Raw genomic sequence first — 19,251 nt, forward strand, 5'->3', positions numbered from 1 at the left:
CGGGGTCTGACCCTCGCTCGCCGCAGTGCGGGTCTCGCCGGTGCCGTCGGCGCACGTAATTAAGGAATGAACTTATGAACCACGAATATATCGACCTTCACCCCGTCCATCAGGTGCAGGGCGCGGTGCGCCTGCCGGGCTCCAAATCCATCTCCAACCGCATCCTGCTGCTGGCCGCGCTGTCGCAGGGCAAAGTCGACATCGTCGACCTGCTCGCCTCCGACGACACCGCCGTGATGCTGGCCGCGCTGCGCTCCCTGGGCGTCGACTGGAGCGAAGAACAAACCGCGACCGGCACCATCCATCACGTCACCGGCGTGGCCGGCGTCTTCCCGAACCAATCGGCTGACCTGTTCATGGGTAACGCCGGCACCGCGATCCGCCCGCTGACCGCCGCGCTGGCCGTCATCGGCGGCGACTACACGCTGCACGGCGTGCCGCGCATGCACGAGCGCCCGATCGGCGACCTGGTCGATGCCCTCAACGCCGCCGGCACCGACGTCGAATACACCGGCAACCCCGGCTTCCCGCCGCTGCACATCAAGCAGGGCAAGATCCACGCGCAACGCCTATCGGTGCGCGGCGACGTCTCCAGCCAGTTCCTGACCGCGCTGCTGATGGTGGCGCCGCTGATGGCGCGCGAACACGCGATCTCCATCGACGTCATCGGCGAACTGATTTCGAAACCGTATATCGAGATCACGCTCAACCTGATCCGCCGCTTCGGCGTCAAGGTCGAGCAGAACGGCTGGGAGTCGTTCACCATCCAGCCCAGCCAGGTTTACCAGTCGCCGGGCACCATCCACGTCGAAGGCGACGCCTCGTCGGCATCCTACTTCCTGGCGGCCGGCGCGATCGCCGGCGGTCCGGTGCGGGTCGAGGGCGTCGGCAAGGACAGCATCCAGGGCGACGTGCGCTTCGCCGCCGCGCTGGAGCAGATGGGCGTGCAGATCACCATGGGCGACAACTGGATCGAAGCCACGTCGAACGGCGTGCTGAAAGCCATCGACGCCGACTTCAACCACATCCCCGACGCCGCCATGACCATCGCCATCGCCGCGCTGTACGCCGACGGCACCAGCACGCTGCGCAACATCGCCAGCTGGCGCGTCAAGGAGACCGACCGCATCGCCGCCATGGCGACCGAACTGCGCAAGGTCGGCGCCATCGTCGAGGAGGGCGCCGACTACATCAAGGTCACGCCGCCGGCCGTCATCGGCCCTGCTACCATTGACACCTACGACGACCACCGCATGGCGATGTGCTTCTCGCTGGTGTCCCTGGACGGGGCCGCGCGCAAGGGCGCGACGATGCGCATCAACGATCCGAAGTGCGTGAACAAGACTTTCCCCGACTACTTCAACGCGTTTGCAAAAATAGCAAAGTAAACACAATGCCAACTTCCCAGATTCCAGTCATCACCATCGACGGCCCCACCGCATCCGGCAAGGGCACCGTCGCACACCGCGTTGCCGATAAGCTCGGCTTCCATTACCTGGACTCGGGCGCCCTGTACCGTTTGACGGCGCTGTCGGCGCTGCGCCGTGGCACCGACCTCGGCGACGAGCATGCGCTGGCCAAGCTGGCCGAACACCTGAATTGCAGTTTTCAGGGCGGCGACATCATCCTGTCGCATGAAAACGTCAGCGACGCGATCCGCGCCGAAGAAGTCGGCAACACCGCGTCGAAAATCGCCACCTTCCCCGCCGTGCGCCACGCGCTGGTGGGGCTGCAGCTGGGTTTCCGCAAGGCGCCGGGCGTGGTCGCCGACGGCCGCGACATGGGCTCGGTGATCTTCCCGCACGCCTCGCTGAAGGTGTTTTTGACCGCTTCTGTTGCCGCCCGTGCCGGCCGCCGCTATAAGCAATTGATAGACAAGGGATTTTCTGCTAATATGGAAGACCTACTGATGGATTTGCAAGCGCGCGACGACCGGGATACGAACCGGGCCATCGCACCGCTGGTTCCCGCAGAGGGGGCGCACGTGCTGGATACCTCGAACATGACCGCTGATGCAGCGGTCGATCAGGTGCTGGCATGGTATGCGTCCGTAGGAAAGTAGTTTTTTATCAACCCTAACCCAACTGAAGTCGCCTTCGCGAGCCTTGTTGGTAACCTGGAAGTTACAATGTCTAATATGGAAAGTTTTGCAGCCCTCTTCGAAGAGTCCCTGTCGCGTCAAGACATGCGTTCGGGCGAAGTGATCTCGGCTGAAGTCGTTCGTCTGGATCACAACTTCGTGATCGTCAACGCCGGCCTGAAATCGGAAGCATTCATCCCTGTTGAAGAATTCAAGAACGACCACGGCGAACTGGAAGTCAAAGTAGGCGACTTCGTTTCCGTGGCGATCGAATCGCTGGAAAACGGTTTCGGCGACACCATCCTGTCGCGCGACAAAGCCAAGCGTCTGGCTTCGTGGCTGGCACTGGAAAAAGCGATGGAATCGGGCGAGATCGTCGTCGGTACCGTCAACGGCAAAGTCAAGGGCGGCCTGACCGTTCTGACCAACGGCATCCGCGCATTCCTGCCGGGTTCGCTGGTCGACACCCGTCCAGTCAAGGACACCACCCCGTTCGAAGGCAAGACCCTCGAATTCAAAGTGATCAAGCTGGATCGCAAGCGTAACAACGTGGTTCTGTCCCGCCGCGCCGTCATCGAAGCTTCGATGGGCGAAGAGCGTCAGAAACTGATGGAAACGCTGAAAGAAGGCACGGTCGTGACCGGCGTCGTCAAAAACATCACCGACTACGGCGCGTTCGTGGATCTGGGCGGTATCGACGGCCTGCTGCACATCACCGACCTGGCATGGCGTCGTGTGCGTCACCCTTCGGAAGTCCTGACCGTTGGTCAAGAGATCACCGCCAAGGTCCTGAAGTACGATCAGGAAAAGAACCGCGTTTCGCTGGGCGTGAAGCAACTGGGCGACGACCCATGGACCGGTCTGTCCCGTCGTTACCCACAAAGCACCCGTCTGTTCGGTAAAGTAACGAACCTGACCGACTACGGCGCGTTCGTTGAAGTCGAGCAAGGTATCGAAGGCCTGGTCCACGTTTCCGAAATGGACTGGACCAACAAAAACGTCGCACCAAACAAAGTTGTCCAGCTGGGCGACGAAGTTGAAGTGATGGTTCTGGAAATCGACGAAGAGCGTCGCCGTATTTCGCTGGGCATGAAGCAGTGCAAAGCGAATCCATGGGATGACTTCGGCGTGACCCACAAGAAGGGCGATAAAGTCCGTGGCGCGATCAAGTCGATCACCGACTTCGGCGTGTTCATCGGCCTGGCCGGCAACATCGACGGCCTGGTGCACCTGTCCGACCTGTCGTGGACCGAAACCGGCGAAGAAGCCGTGCGTCGCTTCAAGAAAGGTGACGAACTGGAAGCCATCGTTCTGGCCATCGACGTTGAGCGCGAGCGCGTTTCCCTGGGCGTCAAGCAACTGGAAGGCGACCCATTCAACAACTTCGCAGCCATGAACGACAAGGGCGCGCTGGTTACCGGCACCGTGAAATCGGTTGAGCCTAAAGGCGCCGTGATCCAACTGTCCGAAGAAGTCGAAGGCTACCTGCGTGCATCCGAAATCTCCCGCGACCGCGTGGAAGATGCCGGTACCCACCTGAAGGTCGGCGACAGCGTCGAAGCCCTGGTCATCAACATCGATCGCAAAGCGCGCAGCATCCAGCTGTCGATCAAAGCGAAAGACAATGTCGAGACCCAGGAAGCCATGCAGAAAATGGCAGCGACCGACAACAACGCAGCTTCCGGCACCACCAGCCTGGGCGCGCTGTTGAAAGCCAAGTTCGATAACAAGAACTAAGAACTAGTCGATGACCAAGTCCGAGTTGATCAACCGCCTGGCTGAGCGTTATTCTCAGCTGGTGGCCAAAGATGCGGAGTATGCCGTCAAGACCATTCTGGATGCGATGACCAACGCTTTGTCGACTGGTCAGCGCATCGAGATCCGCGGTTTTGGCAGCTTTGCTCTGAACAGCCGGCCACCTCGCATCGGACGTAATCCGAAGTCGGGCGATAAAGTGATGGTGCCCGAAAAACGGGTGCCGCACTTCAAGCCGGGCAAGCAATTGCGCGAGCGGGTTGACGCGATGGTCGGGCAACCGATCATCGAGGACTGAAGCGTCTGATAAGTTAAATAAAAAGCGGCGTCCTCTGGATGCCGCTTTTTTTATGATTGAGCGCTGACCCCGCACCCGGATGCGGGGTCAGACCCCGTACGGGGTCTGACCCCTGGTTGCCGCCGTGCGGGTTGGAGCAAGCGATGCCACGGACCGCCGAATGACGGGCCAACTGCTTCCGGCGCTTTTACCCCGTTTTTTTTGATGTATTTGGGTTCTAATGCCATACTGGCGCTCTTAGAAATCCAGAACAGGAACCTGGCTGATGAAATTTATATCCACCCTCATTGGATGCGTTCTTTTCGTCTTGTTTTTTGGCTTTGCCTTGAAAAATACGCAGGAAGTCGACCTGCACTTTTTCCTCCATTATGAGCTGCGCGGACCGCTGGTCCTGATGCTGCTCGGCTTCTTCGTGGCCGGCGCCGTGCTCGGCGTGCTGGCGCTGACGCCCACCGTGTTCCGCCATCGCCGCGAAACCAACAAACACAAAACCACAATCAACACGCTGCAATCCACGGCGCTGCAGGCCAATGCCCAGCCGCAGCCGGACAGCGTCAACACAGCACAATAAAAATACATGGAATTCGAAATCTGGTGGTTATTGGGTATCCCGGTCTTCTTCGGACTAGGCTGGGTCGCCGCGCGCGTCGACATACGTCAACTGGTGTCCGAGTCGCGCACGCTGCCGCGCGGCTATTTCAAGGGCCTGAACTTCCTGCTCAACGAACAGCCGGACAAGGCCATCGACGCCTTCATCGAGATCGTGCGCCTGGACCCGGAAACGGCCGACATGCACTTCGCGCTGGGGAACCTGTTCCGCCGTCGCGGCGAGACCGAGCGCGCCATCCGCGTGCACCAGAACCTGCTGTCGCGTCCCGACCTGCCGCAGGAGCAGAAGGAGCACGCGCAATACGAGCTGGGCATGGACTATCTGAAGGCCGGCCTGCTGGACCGCGCCGAAGAAACCTTCAACTCCATGTTCAGCGGCCAGTACGCGGTGCAGGCGCGGCGCGCGCTGCTGGAGATCTTCCAGCGCGAGAAGGAATGGCCGCGCGCCATCGAGGCCGCGATCGGCCTGCAGGAGTCGGGCGCCGGTTCGCGCCAGAAGGAAATCGCGCAGTTCTACTGCGAGCTGGCGCAGGACGCGCTGGTGCACATGCACCCGGAAGACGCCTTGCCGCTGCTGGAGAAATCGCTGCAGGCGGACCGCGTCAACGTGCGCGCCACCATGCTGACCGGCGACGCCCAACTGGCGCAGGGCAACGTCGAAGCGGCGTTGATGACCTGGCGCCGCGTCGAGCAGATCAGCGTGCCGCACGTGGCGCTGGTGGCGGCGCGCATGATGGACGGCTACCGCAAGGTCGGCCGGCCGCAGGAAGGCGTCAACCTGCTGCAATCCTACCTGGAGCAGGCCTCGTCGATCGACTTGCTGGAAGTGGTCTACAAGGCGGTGATGGAGCTGCACGGGGTGGAGGCGGCCAAGGAGCTGGTGGTCAATGAGCTGCGCCGCACGCCGACCCTGATGGGCCTCGACAAGCTGCTGGAAGCGCGCCTGATCGACGCACCGGCGGCGGTGGTGTCCGAGCTGTCGCTGGTGAAGAACCTGGTGCACGGCTACACGCAGAAGCTGGCGCGCTATCAGTGCGGCCAGTGCGGTTTCAAGGCGCGCCAGTTCTACTGGCAGTGCCCCGGATGCAGCCGTTGGGAAAGCTACCCGCCGCGCCGCACCGAAGAACTCAACGTCATGAATTAAGAAGGACTCCCTCCAATGAAGATCACCATCATCGGCACCGGCTATGTAGGCTTGGTGACCGGCGCCTGTCTGGCGGAACTGGGCAACGACGTGTTCTGTCTCGACGTCGACCAGAAAAAAATCGACCTGCTCAACAGCGGCGGCATCCCGATCCATGAACCCGGCCTGGATGAAGTCGTGGCGCGCAACCGCGCCGCCGGCCGCCTTCAGTTCTCCACCGACGTCGCGGCCTCGGTCGCCCACGGCGAAGTGCAGTTCATCGCGGTCGGCACGCCGCCGGACGAAGACGGCTCGGCCGACCTGCAATACGTGCTGGCCGCCGCCCGCAACATCGGCAAGCACATGACCGGTTTCAAGGTCGTGGTCGACAAATCCACGGTGCCGGTCGGTACGGCGGACCGCGTCGGCGCCGCGCTGCGCACGGAGCTGGACGCGCGCGGCGAGCGCCTCGCGTTCTCGGTCGCCTCCAATCCGGAGTTCCTGAAAGAGGGCGCGGCGGTGGAGGACTTCATGCGTCCGGACCGCATCGTCATCGGTTGCGACAGCACGCCTGAAGGCGACCGCGCGCGCGAATTGCTGCGCAAACTGTACGCGCCGTTCAACCGCAACCGCGAGCGCACCCACTGGATGGACGTGCGTTCGTCCGAGTTCACCAAGTACGCCGCCAACGCCATGCTGGCGACCCGCATCTCGTTCATGAACGAGCTGGCCAACCTGGCCGACCAGGTGGGTGTGGATATCGAAGCGGTGCGTCACGGCATCGGCTCCGATCCGCGCATCGGCCACAGTTTCCTGTACGCCGGCGCCGGCTACGGCGGCTCGTGCTTCCCGAAAGACGTGCAGGCGCTGGAACGCACCGCCCGCCAGTACGACCAGGATCTGCTGATCCTGCGCGCGGTGGAGCAGGTCAACGACAAGCAGAAGCAGGTGCTGGGCCGCAAGGTGGTCAAGCGCTTCGGCGAGGACTTGAGCGGCAAGCACTTCGCGGTCTGGGGCCTGGCCTTCAAGCCCAATACCGACGACATGCGCGAAGCGCCGGCGCGGGTGCTGCTCAAGCAGCTGCTCGACGGCGGCGCCAGCGTGGCGGTCTACGATCCGGTCGCGATGACCGAAGCGAAGCGCGTGCTGGAACTGGACCTGAACGCCGGAGAGCTGGCGCGCGTGCGCTTCGCCGACAGCCCGATGGATACGCTGACCGACGCCGAGGCGCTGGTGATCGTCACCGAATGGAAGGCCTTCCGCAGCCCGGATTTCGACAAGATCAAGGCGGCGCTGAAGCAGGCCGTGATCTTCGACGGCCGCAATCTGTTCGAGCCGGAAGTGATGGCCGAAGCGGGCTTCGAATACCACGGCATCGGCCGTTCCATCCTGACCCGGGACTAAGCCATGAATACTGCCGTGACGACGTACAAGGCGCCCGCGCTGGAGCAGGTGCGCATCCTGGTGGTCGGCGACGTGATGCTGGACCGTTACTGGTTCGGCGACGTCGGCCGCATTTCGCCGGAAGCGCCGGTGCCCATCGTGCGCATCGAAAAGCGCGAAGCGCGCCTGGGCGGCGCCGCCAACGTGGCGCGCAACGCGGCCGCGCTTGGCGCCAATGCTGGCCTGCTGGGCGTGGTCGGCGCCGACGAGGCAGGCAACGAGGTGGAGCAGATGCTGCAAGGCGGCGGCATCCGCAGCTACCTGAAGCGCGACGACGCCATCTCCACCATCATCAAGCTGCGCGTGATCGGCCGCCAGCAGCAGATGCTGCGCATCGACTTTGAAGAGCCGCCAAGCGACACCGTGCTGCGCGATAAGCTGTTGCAGTTCAAGGCGCTGCTGGCCGACTACGACGTGATCGTGCTGTCGGACTACGCCAAGGGCAGCCTGGTCAACGTGGCCGACATGATCGCCTCGGCGCGCGCCGCCGGCAAGGTGGTGCTGGTCGATCCGAAAGGCGACGACTTCACCCGCTACGCCGGCGCCACCGTGCTGACGCCGAACAAGTCGGAGATGAAGCGCATCGTCGGCAACTGGAACAGCGAAGAGCAACTGACGGCCAAGGCGCAGCAACTGCGCACGGAGCTGCGGCTGGACGCGCTGCTGCTGACCCGTTCCGAGGAAGGCATGACCTTGTACACCGACGGCGAGCAATTCCACATGCCGGCGCAGGCGCGCGAAGTGTTCGATGTCTCCGGCGCCGGCGACACTGTGATCGCCACCATGGCCTGCATGCTGGGCACCGGCGCCGGCTGGAACGAGGCGGTGCAGACCGCCAACCGGGCCGGTGGCATCGTGGTCGGCAAGCTGGGTACGGCGACCGTTACCCGCGAAGAATTGTTCGACGCCTGACGCGCGCGCCGCGACGCCGGACTTTGCGCTACATCAGAGTCCGGCGTCGCGCGCGGTCAACCGTTGTGGCGGCATGCCGTTGTGCGAAGGCGGGCGCGATGGGCGCGCTTGGCTAACCACAACGGAGATATCATGATCAGGAAACTTTTGCTGGCCGTCGCGATGGTCGCAACCATGGGCTTGGCGTTCGCGCAGGTGGACGTCAACAAGGCCGACCAGGCCGCGCTGGATTCGGTCAAGGGCATCGGCCCCGCCAAGTCCAAGGCGATCCTGGAGGAGCGCAAGAAGGGCGAGTTCAAGGACTGGGCCGATTTCGAGAGCCGAGTCAAAGGCATCGGCGGCAAGAACGCCATCAAGCTGTCCGAGGCCGGCCTGCAGGTGAACGGAAAATCGAAGGAGGGCGCGGCCGCGCCGAAGAAATAATGGCCTGAGCCACGGCCCCGAACCCGCACGCGTTGCGGGTTTTTTGTTGCCGCGCGCCGCCGGGTGGCGGATCGATGCTAACGTCGGGCTTTATCACGCGGGAGATGGCGATGTCCGACCAGCATCCACACACGCCGGACGGGCGGTATTTCGTGGTCTCCGGCCGGCTGTGGCGCTTGAGTAATCCAGCGCTGGCGGCAGAGGAGCGCGAGCGCCTGGTTGGATTGCTGATGGCGGCGCGGCGGCAGGTCGGCGCCGCGCGGAAGCGCCAGGACCCTGACGCGGAGCGCGCCGCCCGCGCCGCCGTCGACGAAGCCAAGCGCTTGCTGGGCGAACGCGGCCCAGTCTGGTGGAACGACGGGGCGCCCGACTACAACCGGCACATGGTCAGGAACACGCCCTACGCCGACTGGTACGCGCAGCTGGCGCTATTGGCGCCGCCGCCCCGCTCGTGAGATGATGGATGGTAGCGTTGGCGACTTTGCCGACTTTCATGAGGGGCCGATGAAGATCTCCAGAATTCTGCACGCCGGGTATGTGTTCGAGTGCGACCGCACGCGGATCCTGTTCGACCCGGTGTTTGAAAATCTGTTCAGCCGGAACTGCCACGCCTTCCCGGACGTGCGATTCGACCTGGCGCAGGTGCGCGGGTTGCGGCCGGACGCGGTGTTCATCTCCCACTTCCACGACGACCACTGCTCGATGGAGAGCCTGGACCTGCTGGACCGCGCCACGCCGATCTATATGTATTGCCTGTTCGAGGAACTGTTCGCGATGATCCGCGCGCTCGGCTTCATCGATGTACGCGCGCTGGAGGTCGATGCGCCGGTGGTGGTCGGCGCGATCGAGGTAATTCCGCGCCGCGCGCTGGATGCCGACGTCGATTCGATGTTCCACATCCGCGCCGGCGGGCTGAATGTGCTCAACGTGGTCGACGCGTGGATGGATCCGGAAACGCTGGAGCAGCTCAAGCGCTACGCGCCATGGGACATGGTGCTGTGGCCGTTCCAGACCATGCGCGAGGTCGACGTGATCGCGCCGTCGCGCGCCGAGCGGGGGCCGGTGGCGCTGCCGGAGGAATGGCCGGAGCAGCTGCGCGCGCTGGCGCCGCGCTATGTGGTGCCGAGTTCCTGCCAGTTCCGGCAGGAGCCGTGGTCGTGGTACAACCACGCGATGTTCCCGATCACTTATCGCCGCTTCGCCGACGAGGTGGGCGCTTGGCTGCCGCAGGCGCGCGTGCTGAGGCTCAATCCATCGGTCGCGGTCGAGCTGACGGCGGACGCGTTGACGCCGGCCGCGCCGCTGCCGTGGGTGCTGCCGGTCGGCGAGCAAGACGTCGATTACGAGTACGACGCCGCCATCGCGCCGCCGCCGACCTCGGAGATCGCGCGCCACTTCGCGCCGCTCGACGCGGCGCAGACCGCGCTGGCGCTGGACTTCTGCCGCGCGGGCCTGATCGAACGCTACGAGGAGATGGAGCTGCCAGAGGACAGTTATTTCGCCACGCCGTGCGTGTGGCAGCTGTCGGTCCACGATCACGCCGGCCGGGTGGAGCGCTTCCGCTACCGCGTCCACGGCGACAGCATCGCGCCGACGGGCGACGAGGTCGCGCCGACCTGGACCACCGAAATCCCGATCGCCAAGCTGTACGCCGGCCTGGAACTGGGCGAATCGCTGACGTCGATGTACATGCGCATCGACGGCGCGCCAGCCGACGCCGACATCGTCGACGATCCGCTGATCCGCTGCCTGTTCAACGTCGCGGTCGGCGCCTACCAGGCGGCGCAGCTCAAGCGGCTGGGAGTCGTCCATGCGTAAGCTGCTGTGGAGTTTGCTGTTTGCCAGCATGGGCGCGCAGGCGCAATCGGTGGCGTTCACCTTCGACGATGGTCCGCGGCTGGACGAGACGCCGCTGCTGTCGCCGCAGCAGCGCAACCAGGCGATGCTGGACGCGCTGGCGCGGCAGCGGGTCTCGGCCGCGCTGTTCGTCACCTGCGGCAACGGCGCCGACCGGCCCGAGGGCTACGCGCTGGCCAAGGCCTGGGGCGAAGCCGGGCATGCGATCGGCAACCACACGATGACGCATCCGGACCTGAACAGCGCCAAGCTGACACTGGCGCAATATCAGCACGAGATCCGCGACTGCGACCGCATCACGTCGACGCTGCCGGGCTATCAAAAATGGTTCCGCTTCACCTTCCTGCGCGAAGGGAACACGCCGGAGAAGCGCGACGGCATGCGCGACTATCTGAAGCGGACCGGCTATCGCAACGCCTACGTCAGCCTCGACACCAGCGATTGGCGGCTGGACGAGCATCTGGTCGAGGTGCTGCAAGCGAATCCGAAGGCGGACCTGGCGCCGATCCGGCAAGCGTACCTGGCGCACATCCGCCAGCGCGCGACCGCCTACCGCGACCTGTCGCGCCAGCTGGAGGGGCGCGACGTGCCGCAGGTGATCCTGATGCACCATAACCTGGTCAGCGCGCTGTGGCTCGGCGACGTGATCCAGCAATTCCGCGACATGGGCTGGAGCATCACCACGCCGGCGCTGGCTTTCGCCGATGCGGTCTACCAGCAGGCGCCGGAGCGGCAGGTGGCCGGCCAAAGCCTGCTATTGTCGATCGCGCGCAGCAAGGGCCTGGGCAAGTTCGAGGGCTGGGAGCGGCTGGTCGACGATGGCGATTTTGAAATCGACCAGCTCAAGTCGCAGGGACTATAGGAAGGTTGGCGAGGAACTGGTGGATCTGCGCCACCACGGCGGCGCCTTCGCCGACCGCCGCCGCGACCCGTTTGGTGGACGCCGCGCGCACGTCGCCGATGGCGAACACGCCCGGCACGCTGGTCTCCAGCGCCGCCCGTGCCGGAAGGTCGCGCGGATAGACGCCGTTGGAGAAGTTGGCCTTGCACTGCGCCTTGGTGACGTCGAAACCGGTGCGGATGAAGCCGTGGCTGTCGACGTCGACGCCGCAGTCGCTCAGCCAGCCGGTGTTCGGATCGGCGCCGATGAACAGGAACACGCGGCAGACGTCGTAGTCGCACTCCTCATCCTTCTGCGAGTTGCGGATGCGCACCTGCTTCAGGCCGTCCTCGTCGCCCTCCAGCGCCACGATCTCCGAGTGCGTGTGCAACTCGATGTTCGAGGTCGCCATGATGCGCTCGATCAGGTAGTTCGACATCGTCGACGACAGGCTGTCCTTGCGGATCAGCATGTGCACCTTGGCCGCGTGCCCCGACAGGAACACCGCCGCCTGGCCGGCCGAGTTGCCGCCGCCGACCAGGATGATCTCTTCGGTCTTGCACAGCTTGGCCTCGATCGGCGAGGCCCAGTAGTAAATCCCCTTGCCCTCGAATTGCTTCAGGTTGGCCAGCGACGGCCGGCGGTAGCGCGCGCCGCACGACAGCACCACCGACTTGGCCTTCAGCCGTTGCAGGCTGCCGCACATTTCGACCTGTAGCGGATAGGTGTCGCAGATCAGGCGCCCGGCCGGCGCCGGAATCGCGACTTCGACGCCGAACTTCTGCGCCTGCACATACGCGCGGCCCGCCAGCGCGCCGCCCGAGATGCCGGTCGGGAAGCCGAGATAGTTTTCAATGCGCGCGCTGGCGCCCGCCTGGCCGCCGTAGGCGCGCGTTTCCAGCGCCAGCACCGACAAGCCTTCGGACGCGGCGTACACCGCCGTGGCCAGCCCGGCGGGGCCGGCGCCGACCACGATCACGTCCCACACCTTGTCGCCGTCCAGTTCGGGCAACATGCCGAGGCAGCGGCCGATCTCGACCACGCTCGGGTTTTTCTTGACCACGCCGTCCGGGCACACCACCAGCGGCAGCTCTTCCGGCTTGGGCTGGAAGTGCTCCATCAGGTCGGCCGCCTGCTGGTTTTCCATCGGGTCGAGCACGCTGTGCGGATGGCCGTTGGATTGCAGGAAGCTCTGCAGCGTGTGGATGCGGCCATGGCCGCGCGGTCCGACGATCACCGGGCCGCCGGAATTCTGCTCGATCAGGCCGACGCGGCGCAGGATCAGCGCGCGCACGATGCGCTCGCCCAGTTCGGCATGCGCGACCAGCAGCGCGCGCAGCGATTCGGACGGCACCACCAGCACTTCGACGTCGCCGTCGGCCTCGCCGTTGGCCAGCATCGGCCGGCCCGACAGCTGCGCCACCTCGCCGCTGAACTGGCCCGGCATGTGGGTCGTGATGTAGGAGGTGTTGCCGAGGCCGTCGTAGCGGCTGATCTTGATGCCGCCCTTGATCACCAGCATCAGGCCGAAGCTGGACTTGCCGGCCGCGAAGATCATCTCGCCGTTGCTGAACTGGCGCACGTGACCAAAGCGCATCATGTGTTTGATGTCGGTCTCGCTGAGCATCGGAAACATCTGATGGTGGCGCTGCTCCAGTGTGTTGTTGGACGGCGGATCGAGGGGGGAGTGGGCCATGGCGGTGGGGAGCGTGAAAGTGGTTGCAGACATGTTGCCAGTCTAACGTATGCACCGGCGCCAGTCCAAAGTCTTTCGGGGGAGGTGGAGGCCGGGCATACGCATAGCGCCAACTCGGATTAGAATGCTTGTTTTGGCGAATTTCTCACGATAGAACACACGATGGCTTACAAAACCCTGGAAGATACGATCGGCAACACCCCGCTGGTGCAGCTGACCCGCCTGCCCGGCGCGGACGCGCTGGCGCGCAACAACGTCATTCTCGGCAAGCTCGAAGGCAACAACCCGGCCGGCTCGGTCAAGGACCGCGCGGCGATGTCGATGCTCAAGCGCGCCGAGGAACGCGGCGACATCAAGCCCGGCGACACCCTGATCGAAGCGACCAGCGGCAACACCGGCATCGCGCTGGCGATGGCGGCGGCCTTGCGCGGCTACAAGATGTTGCTGCTGATGCCGGAAAACCTCAGCATCGAGCGGCGCCAGAGCATGGCCGCCTACGGCGCGCAGATCATGCTCACGCCCAAGACCGGCGGCATGGAATACGCGCGCGACATGGCGGAGCAACTGCAAAAGGACGGCAAGGGCATCATCCTCGACCAGTTCGGCAACCAGGACAACGCGCGCGCGCACTACGAGGGCACCGGCCCGGAGATCTGGCGCGACACCGACGGCCGCGTCACCCACTTCGTCAGCGCGATGGGCACCACCGGCACCATCATGGGCGTGTCGCGCTACCTGAAGGAGCAGAACCCGGAGGTGCGCATCATCGGCGCCGAGCCGGAAGAGGGCTCGTCGATTCCCGGCATCCGCAAATGGCCGGAAGCGTATCTGCCGAAGATTTACGACCGCAGCCGCGTCGATCAGGTGGAATCGGTGTCGCAAGCGGCGGCCGAACGCATGGCGCGGCGCATGGCGGCCGAGGAAGGTCTGTTCTGTGGAATTTCGGCGGCGGGCGCCTGTGAGATCGCGTTGCGGATTTCGCAAACGGTGGAGAATGCGACGATCGTGTTCATCGTCTGCGATCGTGGCGATCGCTATCTGTCGACCGGGGTGTTTCCGGCATAAGAATTACCGCCCTCTCCCCGGGTGCGGGGGGAGGGAGTTGACGCAGGTGAAACGAGCAGGGCTGGATCAGCCTTGGCCGCCGCCTGGTTCGCCTTCTTTAGGCTTGAACTGCTTGTCGCTGATGCGGAACTTGTTGCGGCGATCGCCCATCAAGTAACGCAAGTCGCGGATGCTCAGATCGCTCACTTCGTGCATGCGGATCAGCAGCGAAGCGCCGACCGGCAGACGATGGTGACGAATCTTGCTGATCACCGGCGGCGCCACTTCCAATGCGCGCGACAGGGCCGCATCGTTTTTCAGACGCAGGTTTTCGATCAGGGTATCGAGCAGGCGGTTGGGATTGTATTGCAGCAGATCATCGCCATCCGCATCGTTGTTCATATCTATGCCGACTTGGTTTGTCATGATTTCGTCTTTTCCTTCTGATAAAGTTGTCCTGCAAAGTACAACACTCGGAGCTTTGCTGCGTTCATGTTCATCCTTACCAAGGAACGAATTCACACAAGGACACGGATTCCGGGATAACAAGTTTCATAATATATACACAATTATACAACAGCGCGCAATCTAATACTTGGCAGCAATAAAAAAACCTGTGCGCCACGTATCATTGTTGTCTGCTTGCAACATTGTGTGAGAATTATACACCTTCTCTTCTGATAAGCTTCCTGCGCGCACTTTTAATCAAACGGTAAAGTTAATTGTATAACCATTCCGTTGTAAAAGAAGCGCTTGTTTTGTTGCTTACGCGGTCAGATTGGACAAATACTTGCCAAGTGTCAACAAAACAATACCGTGCGCGGCGGCGCGGGACAAGCCGATTTACGCTTGCTTACATCCGCAAAGCTCACATCCCGCCGCGCGCCAGACGCACGGCGCGGCCCAGTTCCACCACCGACATCGCGTAGAAATAGCTGCGGTTGTACTGCGTGATGGCGAAGAAGTTGGCGTTCGCCAGCCAGTATTCGGTCGGCTCGGCGCCGTTCTGCAGGTCGACCAGGCCGTAGCTCTGCTGTTCCGGCACCGGCACCGTGGTGGTGACGCCGGCGGCGCTCAGTTCCGCCGTGCGATAGGTCGCCACCAGTCCCTGCTTGATCATCGGTTCCCACTCCCGGCTCGGCGACACGGCGGCCGCATACACCAGCGGTCCGCCCTGTTCGCGTTGCCAGCCGTGCGCCACCAGGAAGGCCGCCACGCTGCCGATGGCGTCGCCGCTGGAGCCGAGCAGGTCGATCTTGCCGTCGCCGTCGAAGTCGACCGCGTATTTCATCAGGCTGCTCGGCATGAACTGCGGCATGCCGATGGCGCCAGCGAACGAGCCTTTCAGCGACAGCGGATCGATGCCGCTCTGGCGCGCGAACAGCAGCGTCGATTCCAGTTCGCCGCGGAAGAAGGCCATGCGGTCGCGCCGCTGCGGCGCTTCCGGATACGAGAACGCCAGCGTGGCCAGCGCGTCGACCACGCGGAAGCGGCCGGTGTTGCGGCCGTACACGGTCTCGACGCCGATGATGCCGACCAGGATTTCGGCCGGCACGCCGTACAGCGCTTCGGCGCGGTTGAGCGCGTCCACGTTCTCGTTCCAGAACTTGACGCCGCCGTCGATGCGTACCGGCTCCACCGTCAGCCGGCTGTAGGCTTGCCAGTTCTTCGGCTTGCCCGGCGGCGCCGGCTTGACCAGCTGCACGGCGGCGTCGACGAAGCGCACCTGGGCCATCAGCGTGTTCAGCTCGGCTCGGTCGAAGCCGTCGCGCGCGGCGACGTCGTCGAGGAACTCGCGCACTTCCTTCCAGTCGCCGAAGTTGACGAACTCGCCGACATAGTCGACCGGCGGCGGGCCTTTCTTTTTCGGCGGCACGACCTTTTTCTTTTTCTGCATGCTCGGTGGCAGCTTGTAGCCGTAGGGATCGACGGCGGCGTGGCTGGCCGGGCTGAGGATGGCTGCGCTCAGCAGCAGGGAGGTGATCAAAGTCTTCATCGGCATAAGGGTAGCAGGGTTTTCAGCGTCGCCAGCGACGCCTTGCGTGTATCGGGCTCGGGCGCGCCGTATCGCAGCGCGCCGTACAAGGCTAAAAATTGTTCCATGGCGGCGCGTTTCGCCGCGCCGGCCGGCATCGTGCGCAGCCGCGCCGCGTAGCCGTGCGGGCCTTCGTCCGGGCGGCGCGCGTAACCGTGGCGCGCCTGCTGCCGGCAAAACGCCTGGTACAGCCCGTCCAGCGGATCGGTCGGCTGGAGCCGGCGGCGCCAGCGCAGCGCAGCCAGCAGACCGGCCACCAGCAGCGCGCCCAGCGCCGTGCGCCGGTTGCCCAGGGCCGCGCTTAGTTCCTCAAGGAAACTTCGCTGCCTGTCTGGATTGTAATCCAGGACCCATTGATTCCAAGAATTATTCATCGCCGCGTAGCCGAATCTGAGTTGCGCCAGCCACGAATCGGGATCGCTTTGCATGGCCAGCAGCGGGCCCAGGCCGAACGGCGCGGGGCGCGGCAATGCGCGCGCCAGGTTTTGCGATACGCGCTCGGGGGCGACGGCGGCGGTCGGGTCGACCCGGCGCCAGCCGCCGGCCGGGGTCCAGATCTCGGCCCAGGCGTGGGCGTCGGACTGGCGGATCGTCAGGTAGCCGTCGACCGGGTTCATTTCGCCGCCCTGGTAGCCGGTGACCACGCGCGCCGGCACGCCCATGGCGCGCATCAGCACCACATAGGCGCCGGCGTAGTGTTCGCAGAAGCCGGCCTTGCTGACGAACAGGAAATCGTCGACCGCGTCGCGGCCCAGCAGCGGCGGCTCCAGCGTGTACTGGTAGCTGTCGCTGCGGAAGCGGGCCAGCACGGCGTTGCTCAATTGTTCGCTCAGTTGTTCGCTCGATTGTTCGCTCGGCCGCTCACCCGTCGGCCCGCTCGGTTGCTCGCTCGGCGCGTCGCCGGGCCGGATGCCGGGCCAGATGTCGGGCTTGACGCCGGACTGCGCGCCGGGCTGCTCGCCGGGCCGCGACGGCGCCGCGCCCGCCGCCTGGTCGCGCAGTTGCCGCGCCAGCGCCAGCGTGCGCGGGTTGAAGCCGGCCGGCAGCTCCAGCCAGCGCCGCATGCGCTCGGGCTGCTCGCCGGCCTGCAACTGGTAATCGAGGTAGGCGGCGGCCGTGAAGCGCACCCGCTGCGTCACCGGCTCCATGGTGAACTGTTCCATCTCGTCGGAATCGCGCACGCGATGGCCGGGCAGGCGCAACTCGGGGCCGCCCAGCTCCAGCAGCGCCAGCCAGCGTTTATTGGTGGCCTCCATCGTGATCTCATGGCGCACCGCCTTGCCGCGCGCGTTGACGGCCACGTCCAGCCGTTGCAGGCCGCGCCGGCGCGGCACGCGGGTCCAGGTGCGGCCGTCGTAGTCGCCCAGCACGATGCTGCGCCAGTACAGCTGGCCGCGCGCCGGCACCGCATCGATGAAGCGCACCCGGAACGCGGTCTCCTCCGACAGCGCCAGCGAAGACAGCGTGCCGGGCGCCATGCTGTCGCTGATGCCGGTCTTGCCGCCGGCGGCGTCGCCGGGCAGTCCCCACAGCGGCCCCTGGATGCGCGGGAAGCCGACGAACAGCAGCAGCGCCAGCGGCGCCGCCAGCAGCGCCAGCTTGGCCGAAGTGCGCAGACGCTTGGCCAGCGGCGGCACGAGGCCGGTGTACTGGAACGATTGCTGCGCCGTCAGCAGCACCACCAGCGTGGCCATCATGAACAGCGCGGTCGGCATCGACTGCGAGTAGAAGAAGTTCGTCAGCAGCACGAAGAAGCTGAGGAAGATCACCACGAACAGGTCGCGCCTGGCGCGCATCTCCAGCAGCTTGAAGGCCAGCAGCAGCGCCAACATGGCGACGCCGGCGTCGCGGCCGAGCAGCGTGCGGTAGGTCAGGAACACGCCGCCCATCGCCGCCAGCGACACCGGCAACAAGAGCCACAGCGGCGGCATGCGCTTGCCGCGCCAGGTGATCGCCGCGCGCCACACCAGCGTCGCGCAGACGCCGGCGCTGATCCACAGCGGCAGATGGCCGAAGTGCGGCGCCAGCACCATCAGCGCGGCGGCCAGCAGCAGCAAGGTGTCCGACTTGTCGCGCGTCAGGCGCAGCGCGAACTTGCTCATGCCTGCCCCTCTTTGCCGAACAGCGCCAGCGCGCGCAGGCAGGCGGCCTGGTGGGCGTCGCCGAGCGCCGGGCCGTATTCGTGTTGCGCCAGGTGGAAGCTGTAGGGCAGGGCGCGCTGCTCCGCCTCCAGCACCCAGCGCGTCATGCGCGACAGCTTCATCTCCAGATCCAGCTGCACCGGCAGCGCGGCGAAGTCCAGACTCAGCTCGGCCACCGCGCCGCCCTCGAAATGCTTGGTCACCAACTGCCCGCCCAGCGCCGGATCGTGACGCGCGATCTGGCGCCAGGCCAGATGCCGCATCGGATCGCCGGCCTGATAGCTGCGGATGCCGGCGAAATTATCCAGCCCCACCGTGCCATGCCCATCCTCGCTGGCCGCGCCGCTGGACGGCAACGGCTGCGCCGGCGTCTCCGGCGCCGGATACACCAGCACCTTCGCGTCCGGCCGCCAATAGCTCCAGGCGCGGAACAGCCCTAGTGGAAAGCGCGTCACCAGCCGCACGCGCGGCGCCGGCAGCCAGCCGCGTTGCAGCGTCGGCGTCGACAGCCGCACCGCGCTGTCGCCGCCGGCCAGAATGTCGGTCGCCTGGCGCGGCTCGCCGTCGGCCTGGAAGCCCAGCCAGACCGCATAGCGATCCAGCGTGGTCCGATTATGCAGATGCAGTTCGAACTGCGCCTCCTCGCCGGCGAACACCGGCTGCGCGCGGCCCGGCGACAGGCGCAGCAACGCCAGATTCTTCGCGGTCAGGTACATGTCGGCCACCGCGCAAGCGCCGGTGAAGAAGGTCAGCGCGAAGCCGAGACCCAGGCTGTAATTGAGCGCCCCGACCAGCATCACCAGCAGCAGCCCGACGAAGGCCAGGCCGGGACGGGTCGGCACGATGAACACCCGGCGCATGCCGAGCGTGACGGTGCCAGGCTCGCTGTCGTGCAGCTGGAACAGCCACTTGTCGCGGCCTTTGCGGTACAGGGTGCGCAGACCGGCGACCATCG

The 19,251-nt window shown here is 64.9% G+C and carries 18 protein-coding genes; 13 read left to right on the forward strand and 5 right to left on the reverse strand.

Annotated features, from left to right (window positions below; genetic code table 11):
• Positions 1 to 74: 74 nt before the first annotated feature.
• The 12 genes from aroA to GW587_RS26435 all read left to right on the forward strand — a co-directional run bounded on the left by aroA (position 75) and on the right by GW587_RS26435 (position 11,362).
• The gene (aroA, locus tag GW587_RS26380; RefSeq protein WP_166107882.1) at positions 75 to 1,388 is read left to right on the forward strand and encodes a 3-phosphoshikimate 1-carboxyvinyltransferase; all 1,314 of its coding nucleotides are present in this window, start codon (positions 75 to 77) and stop codon (positions 1,386 to 1,388) included.
• A gap of 5 nt (positions 1,389 to 1,393) precedes the next feature.
• Positions 1,394 to 2,062, forward strand: a complete 669-nt coding sequence (gene cmk / locus GW587_RS26385; protein WP_166107883.1) for a (d)CMP kinase — start codon at positions 1,394 to 1,396, stop codon at positions 2,060 to 2,062.
• Positions 2,063 to 2,137: 75 nt separating this feature from the next.
• Positions 2,138 to 3,817, forward strand: a complete 1,680-nt coding sequence (gene rpsA / locus GW587_RS26390; RefSeq protein ID WP_020705490.1) for a 30S ribosomal protein S1 — start codon at positions 2,138 to 2,140, stop codon at positions 3,815 to 3,817.
• 10 nt (positions 3,818 to 3,827) lie between these two features.
• Positions 3,828 to 4,133 (forward strand): integration host factor subunit beta, encoded by a 306-nt coding sequence (locus tag GW587_RS26395; RefSeq protein ID WP_072787195.1) that lies wholly within the window; start codon positions 3,828 to 3,830, stop codon positions 4,131 to 4,133.
• A gap of 265 nt (positions 4,134 to 4,398) precedes the next feature.
• On the forward strand, positions 4,399 to 4,704 hold the full coding sequence (locus tag GW587_RS26400; protein WP_166107884.1) for a LapA family protein: 306 nt from the start codon (positions 4,399 to 4,401) through the stop codon (positions 4,702 to 4,704).
• Positions 4,705 to 4,710: 6 nt separating this feature from the next.
• Positions 4,711 to 5,886, forward strand: a complete 1,176-nt coding sequence (gene lapB / locus GW587_RS26405; RefSeq protein ID WP_166107885.1) for a lipopolysaccharide assembly protein LapB — start codon at positions 4,711 to 4,713, stop codon at positions 5,884 to 5,886.
• A gap of 15 nt (positions 5,887 to 5,901) precedes the next feature.
• Positions 5,902 to 7,269 carry a UDP-glucose dehydrogenase family protein gene (locus GW587_RS26410; RefSeq protein ID WP_166107886.1) on the forward strand — a complete coding sequence of 456 codons (1,368 nt, stop codon included), beginning with the start codon at positions 5,902 to 5,904 and terminating at the stop codon, positions 7,267 to 7,269.
• 3 nt (positions 7,270 to 7,272) lie between these two features.
• On the forward strand, positions 7,273 to 8,220 hold the full coding sequence (rfaE1, locus tag GW587_RS26415) for a D-glycero-beta-D-manno-heptose-7-phosphate kinase (RefSeq protein ID WP_166107887.1): 948 nt from the start codon (positions 7,273 to 7,275) through the stop codon (positions 8,218 to 8,220).
• A gap of 132 nt (positions 8,221 to 8,352) precedes the next feature.
• Positions 8,353 to 8,643, forward strand: a complete 291-nt coding sequence (locus GW587_RS26420; RefSeq protein ID WP_166107888.1) for a ComEA family DNA-binding protein — start codon at positions 8,353 to 8,355, stop codon at positions 8,641 to 8,643.
• Between the two features lie 110 nt (positions 8,644 to 8,753).
• Positions 8,754 to 9,098: a hypothetical protein gene (locus tag GW587_RS26425; RefSeq protein ID WP_229259667.1), complete on the forward strand. Its 345-nt coding sequence runs from the start codon at positions 8,754 to 8,756 to the stop codon at positions 9,096 to 9,098.
• 49 nt (positions 9,099 to 9,147) lie between these two features.
• On the forward strand, positions 9,148 to 10,461 hold the full coding sequence (locus GW587_RS26430; protein ID WP_166107889.1) for an MBL fold metallo-hydrolase: 1,314 nt from the start codon (positions 9,148 to 9,150) through the stop codon (positions 10,459 to 10,461).
• On the forward strand, positions 10,454 to 11,362 hold the full coding sequence (locus GW587_RS26435) for a polysaccharide deacetylase family protein (protein ID WP_166107890.1): 909 nt from the start codon (positions 10,454 to 10,456) through the stop codon (positions 11,360 to 11,362). The genes GW587_RS26430 and GW587_RS26435 overlap by 8 nt, the downstream gene beginning before the upstream one ends.
• On the opposite strand, the gene GW587_RS26440 is transcribed toward GW587_RS26435, so the two are convergent.
• Positions 11,343 to 13,076, reverse strand: coding sequence for an FAD-dependent oxidoreductase (locus tag GW587_RS26440; protein WP_371875655.1), 1,734 nt, complete (start codon positions 13,074 to 13,076; stop codon positions 11,343 to 11,345). The two genes, GW587_RS26435 and GW587_RS26440, sit on opposite strands and share 20 nt — an antisense overlap.
• 162 nt (positions 13,077 to 13,238) lie before the next feature.
• On the opposite strand from GW587_RS26440, the gene cysM reads away from it, so the two are divergent.
• Complete coding sequence (cysM, locus tag GW587_RS26445; protein WP_166107891.1) at positions 13,239 to 14,141, forward strand: cysteine synthase CysM; 903 nt, start codon at positions 13,239 to 13,241, stop codon at positions 14,139 to 14,141.
• 66 nt (positions 14,142 to 14,207) lie between these two features.
• Here the strand turns inward: cysM and GW587_RS26450 are convergent, their stop codons facing one another.
• The 4 genes from GW587_RS26450 to GW587_RS26465 form a co-directional block, all read right to left on the reverse strand.
• Complete coding sequence (locus tag GW587_RS26450) at positions 14,208 to 14,546, reverse strand: hypothetical protein (RefSeq protein ID WP_166107892.1); 339 nt, start codon at positions 14,544 to 14,546, stop codon at positions 14,208 to 14,210.
• 442 nt (positions 14,547 to 14,988) lie between these two features.
• Entirely contained in the window at positions 14,989 to 16,122 is a 1,134-nt protein-coding gene (gene mltB / locus GW587_RS26455) for a lytic murein transglycosylase B (protein WP_166107893.1), read from the reverse strand.
• A complete protein-coding gene (locus tag GW587_RS26460; RefSeq protein WP_166107894.1) occupies positions 16,113 to 18,257 on the reverse strand; it encodes a transglutaminase TgpA family protein in 2,145 nt (714 codons plus the stop codon). The genes mltB and GW587_RS26460 overlap by 10 nt, the downstream gene beginning before the upstream one ends.
• Positions 18,254 to 19,249, reverse strand: a complete 996-nt coding sequence (locus GW587_RS26465) for a DUF58 domain-containing protein (protein WP_166107895.1) — start codon at positions 19,247 to 19,249, stop codon at positions 18,254 to 18,256. Before GW587_RS26465 ends, GW587_RS26460 begins: the two co-directional genes overlap by 4 nt.
• Positions 19,250 to 19,251 lie beyond the last annotated feature (2 nt).

Origin of the sequence: Duganella aceris (assembly GCF_011090165.1) — a bacterium.
Lineage (GTDB): Bacteria > Pseudomonadota > Gammaproteobacteria > Burkholderiales > Burkholderiaceae_D > Rugamonas > Rugamonas aceris.

What these genes read in the sequence shown, in the direction of transcription:
- aroA (WP_166107882.1), top strand. Translation starts at nt 75, where the DNA reads ATGAACCACGAATATATCGACCTTCACCCCGTCCATCAGGTGCAGGGC.
- cmk (WP_166107883.1), top strand. Translation starts at nt 1,394, where the DNA reads ATGCCAACTTCCCAGATTCCAGTCATCACCATCGACGGCCCCACCGCA.
- rpsA (WP_020705490.1), top strand. Translation starts at nt 2,138, where the DNA reads ATGGAAAGTTTTGCAGCCCTCTTCGAAGAGTCCCTGTCGCGTCAAGAC.
- GW587_RS26395 (WP_072787195.1), top strand. Translation starts at nt 3,828, where the DNA reads ATGACCAAGTCCGAGTTGATCAACCGCCTGGCTGAGCGTTATTCTCAG.
- GW587_RS26400 (WP_166107884.1), top strand. Translation starts at nt 4,399, where the DNA reads ATGAAATTTATATCCACCCTCATTGGATGCGTTCTTTTCGTCTTGTTT.
- lapB (WP_166107885.1), top strand. Translation starts at nt 4,711, where the DNA reads ATGGAATTCGAAATCTGGTGGTTATTGGGTATCCCGGTCTTCTTCGGA.
- GW587_RS26410 (WP_166107886.1), top strand. Translation starts at nt 5,902, where the DNA reads ATGAAGATCACCATCATCGGCACCGGCTATGTAGGCTTGGTGACCGGC.
- rfaE1 (WP_166107887.1), top strand. Translation starts at nt 7,273, where the DNA reads ATGAATACTGCCGTGACGACGTACAAGGCGCCCGCGCTGGAGCAGGTG.
- GW587_RS26420 (WP_166107888.1), top strand. Translation starts at nt 8,353, where the DNA reads ATGATCAGGAAACTTTTGCTGGCCGTCGCGATGGTCGCAACCATGGGC.
- GW587_RS26425 (WP_229259667.1), top strand. Translation starts at nt 8,754, where the DNA reads ATGTCCGACCAGCATCCACACACGCCGGACGGGCGGTATTTCGTGGTC.
- GW587_RS26430 (WP_166107889.1), top strand. Translation starts at nt 9,148, where the DNA reads ATGAAGATCTCCAGAATTCTGCACGCCGGGTATGTGTTCGAGTGCGAC.
- GW587_RS26435 (WP_166107890.1), top strand. Translation starts at nt 10,454, where the DNA reads ATGCGTAAGCTGCTGTGGAGTTTGCTGTTTGCCAGCATGGGCGCGCAG.
- GW587_RS26440 (WP_371875655.1), bottom strand. Translation starts at nt 13,076, where the DNA reads ATGGCCCACTCCCCCCTCGATCCGCCGTCCAACAACACACTGGAGCAG.
- cysM (WP_166107891.1), top strand. Translation starts at nt 13,239, where the DNA reads ATGGCTTACAAAACCCTGGAAGATACGATCGGCAACACCCCGCTGGTG.
- GW587_RS26450 (WP_166107892.1), bottom strand. Translation starts at nt 14,546, where the DNA reads ATGACAAACCAAGTCGGCATAGATATGAACAACGATGCGGATGGCGAT.
- mltB (WP_166107893.1), bottom strand. Translation starts at nt 16,122, where the DNA reads ATGCCGATGAAGACTTTGATCACCTCCCTGCTGCTGAGCGCAGCCATC.
- GW587_RS26460 (WP_166107894.1), bottom strand. Translation starts at nt 18,257, where the DNA reads ATGAGCAAGTTCGCGCTGCGCCTGACGCGCGACAAGTCGGACACCTTG.
- GW587_RS26465 (WP_166107895.1), bottom strand. Translation starts at nt 19,249, where the DNA reads ATGGTCGCCGGTCTGCGCACCCTGTACCGCAAAGGCCGCGACAAGTGG.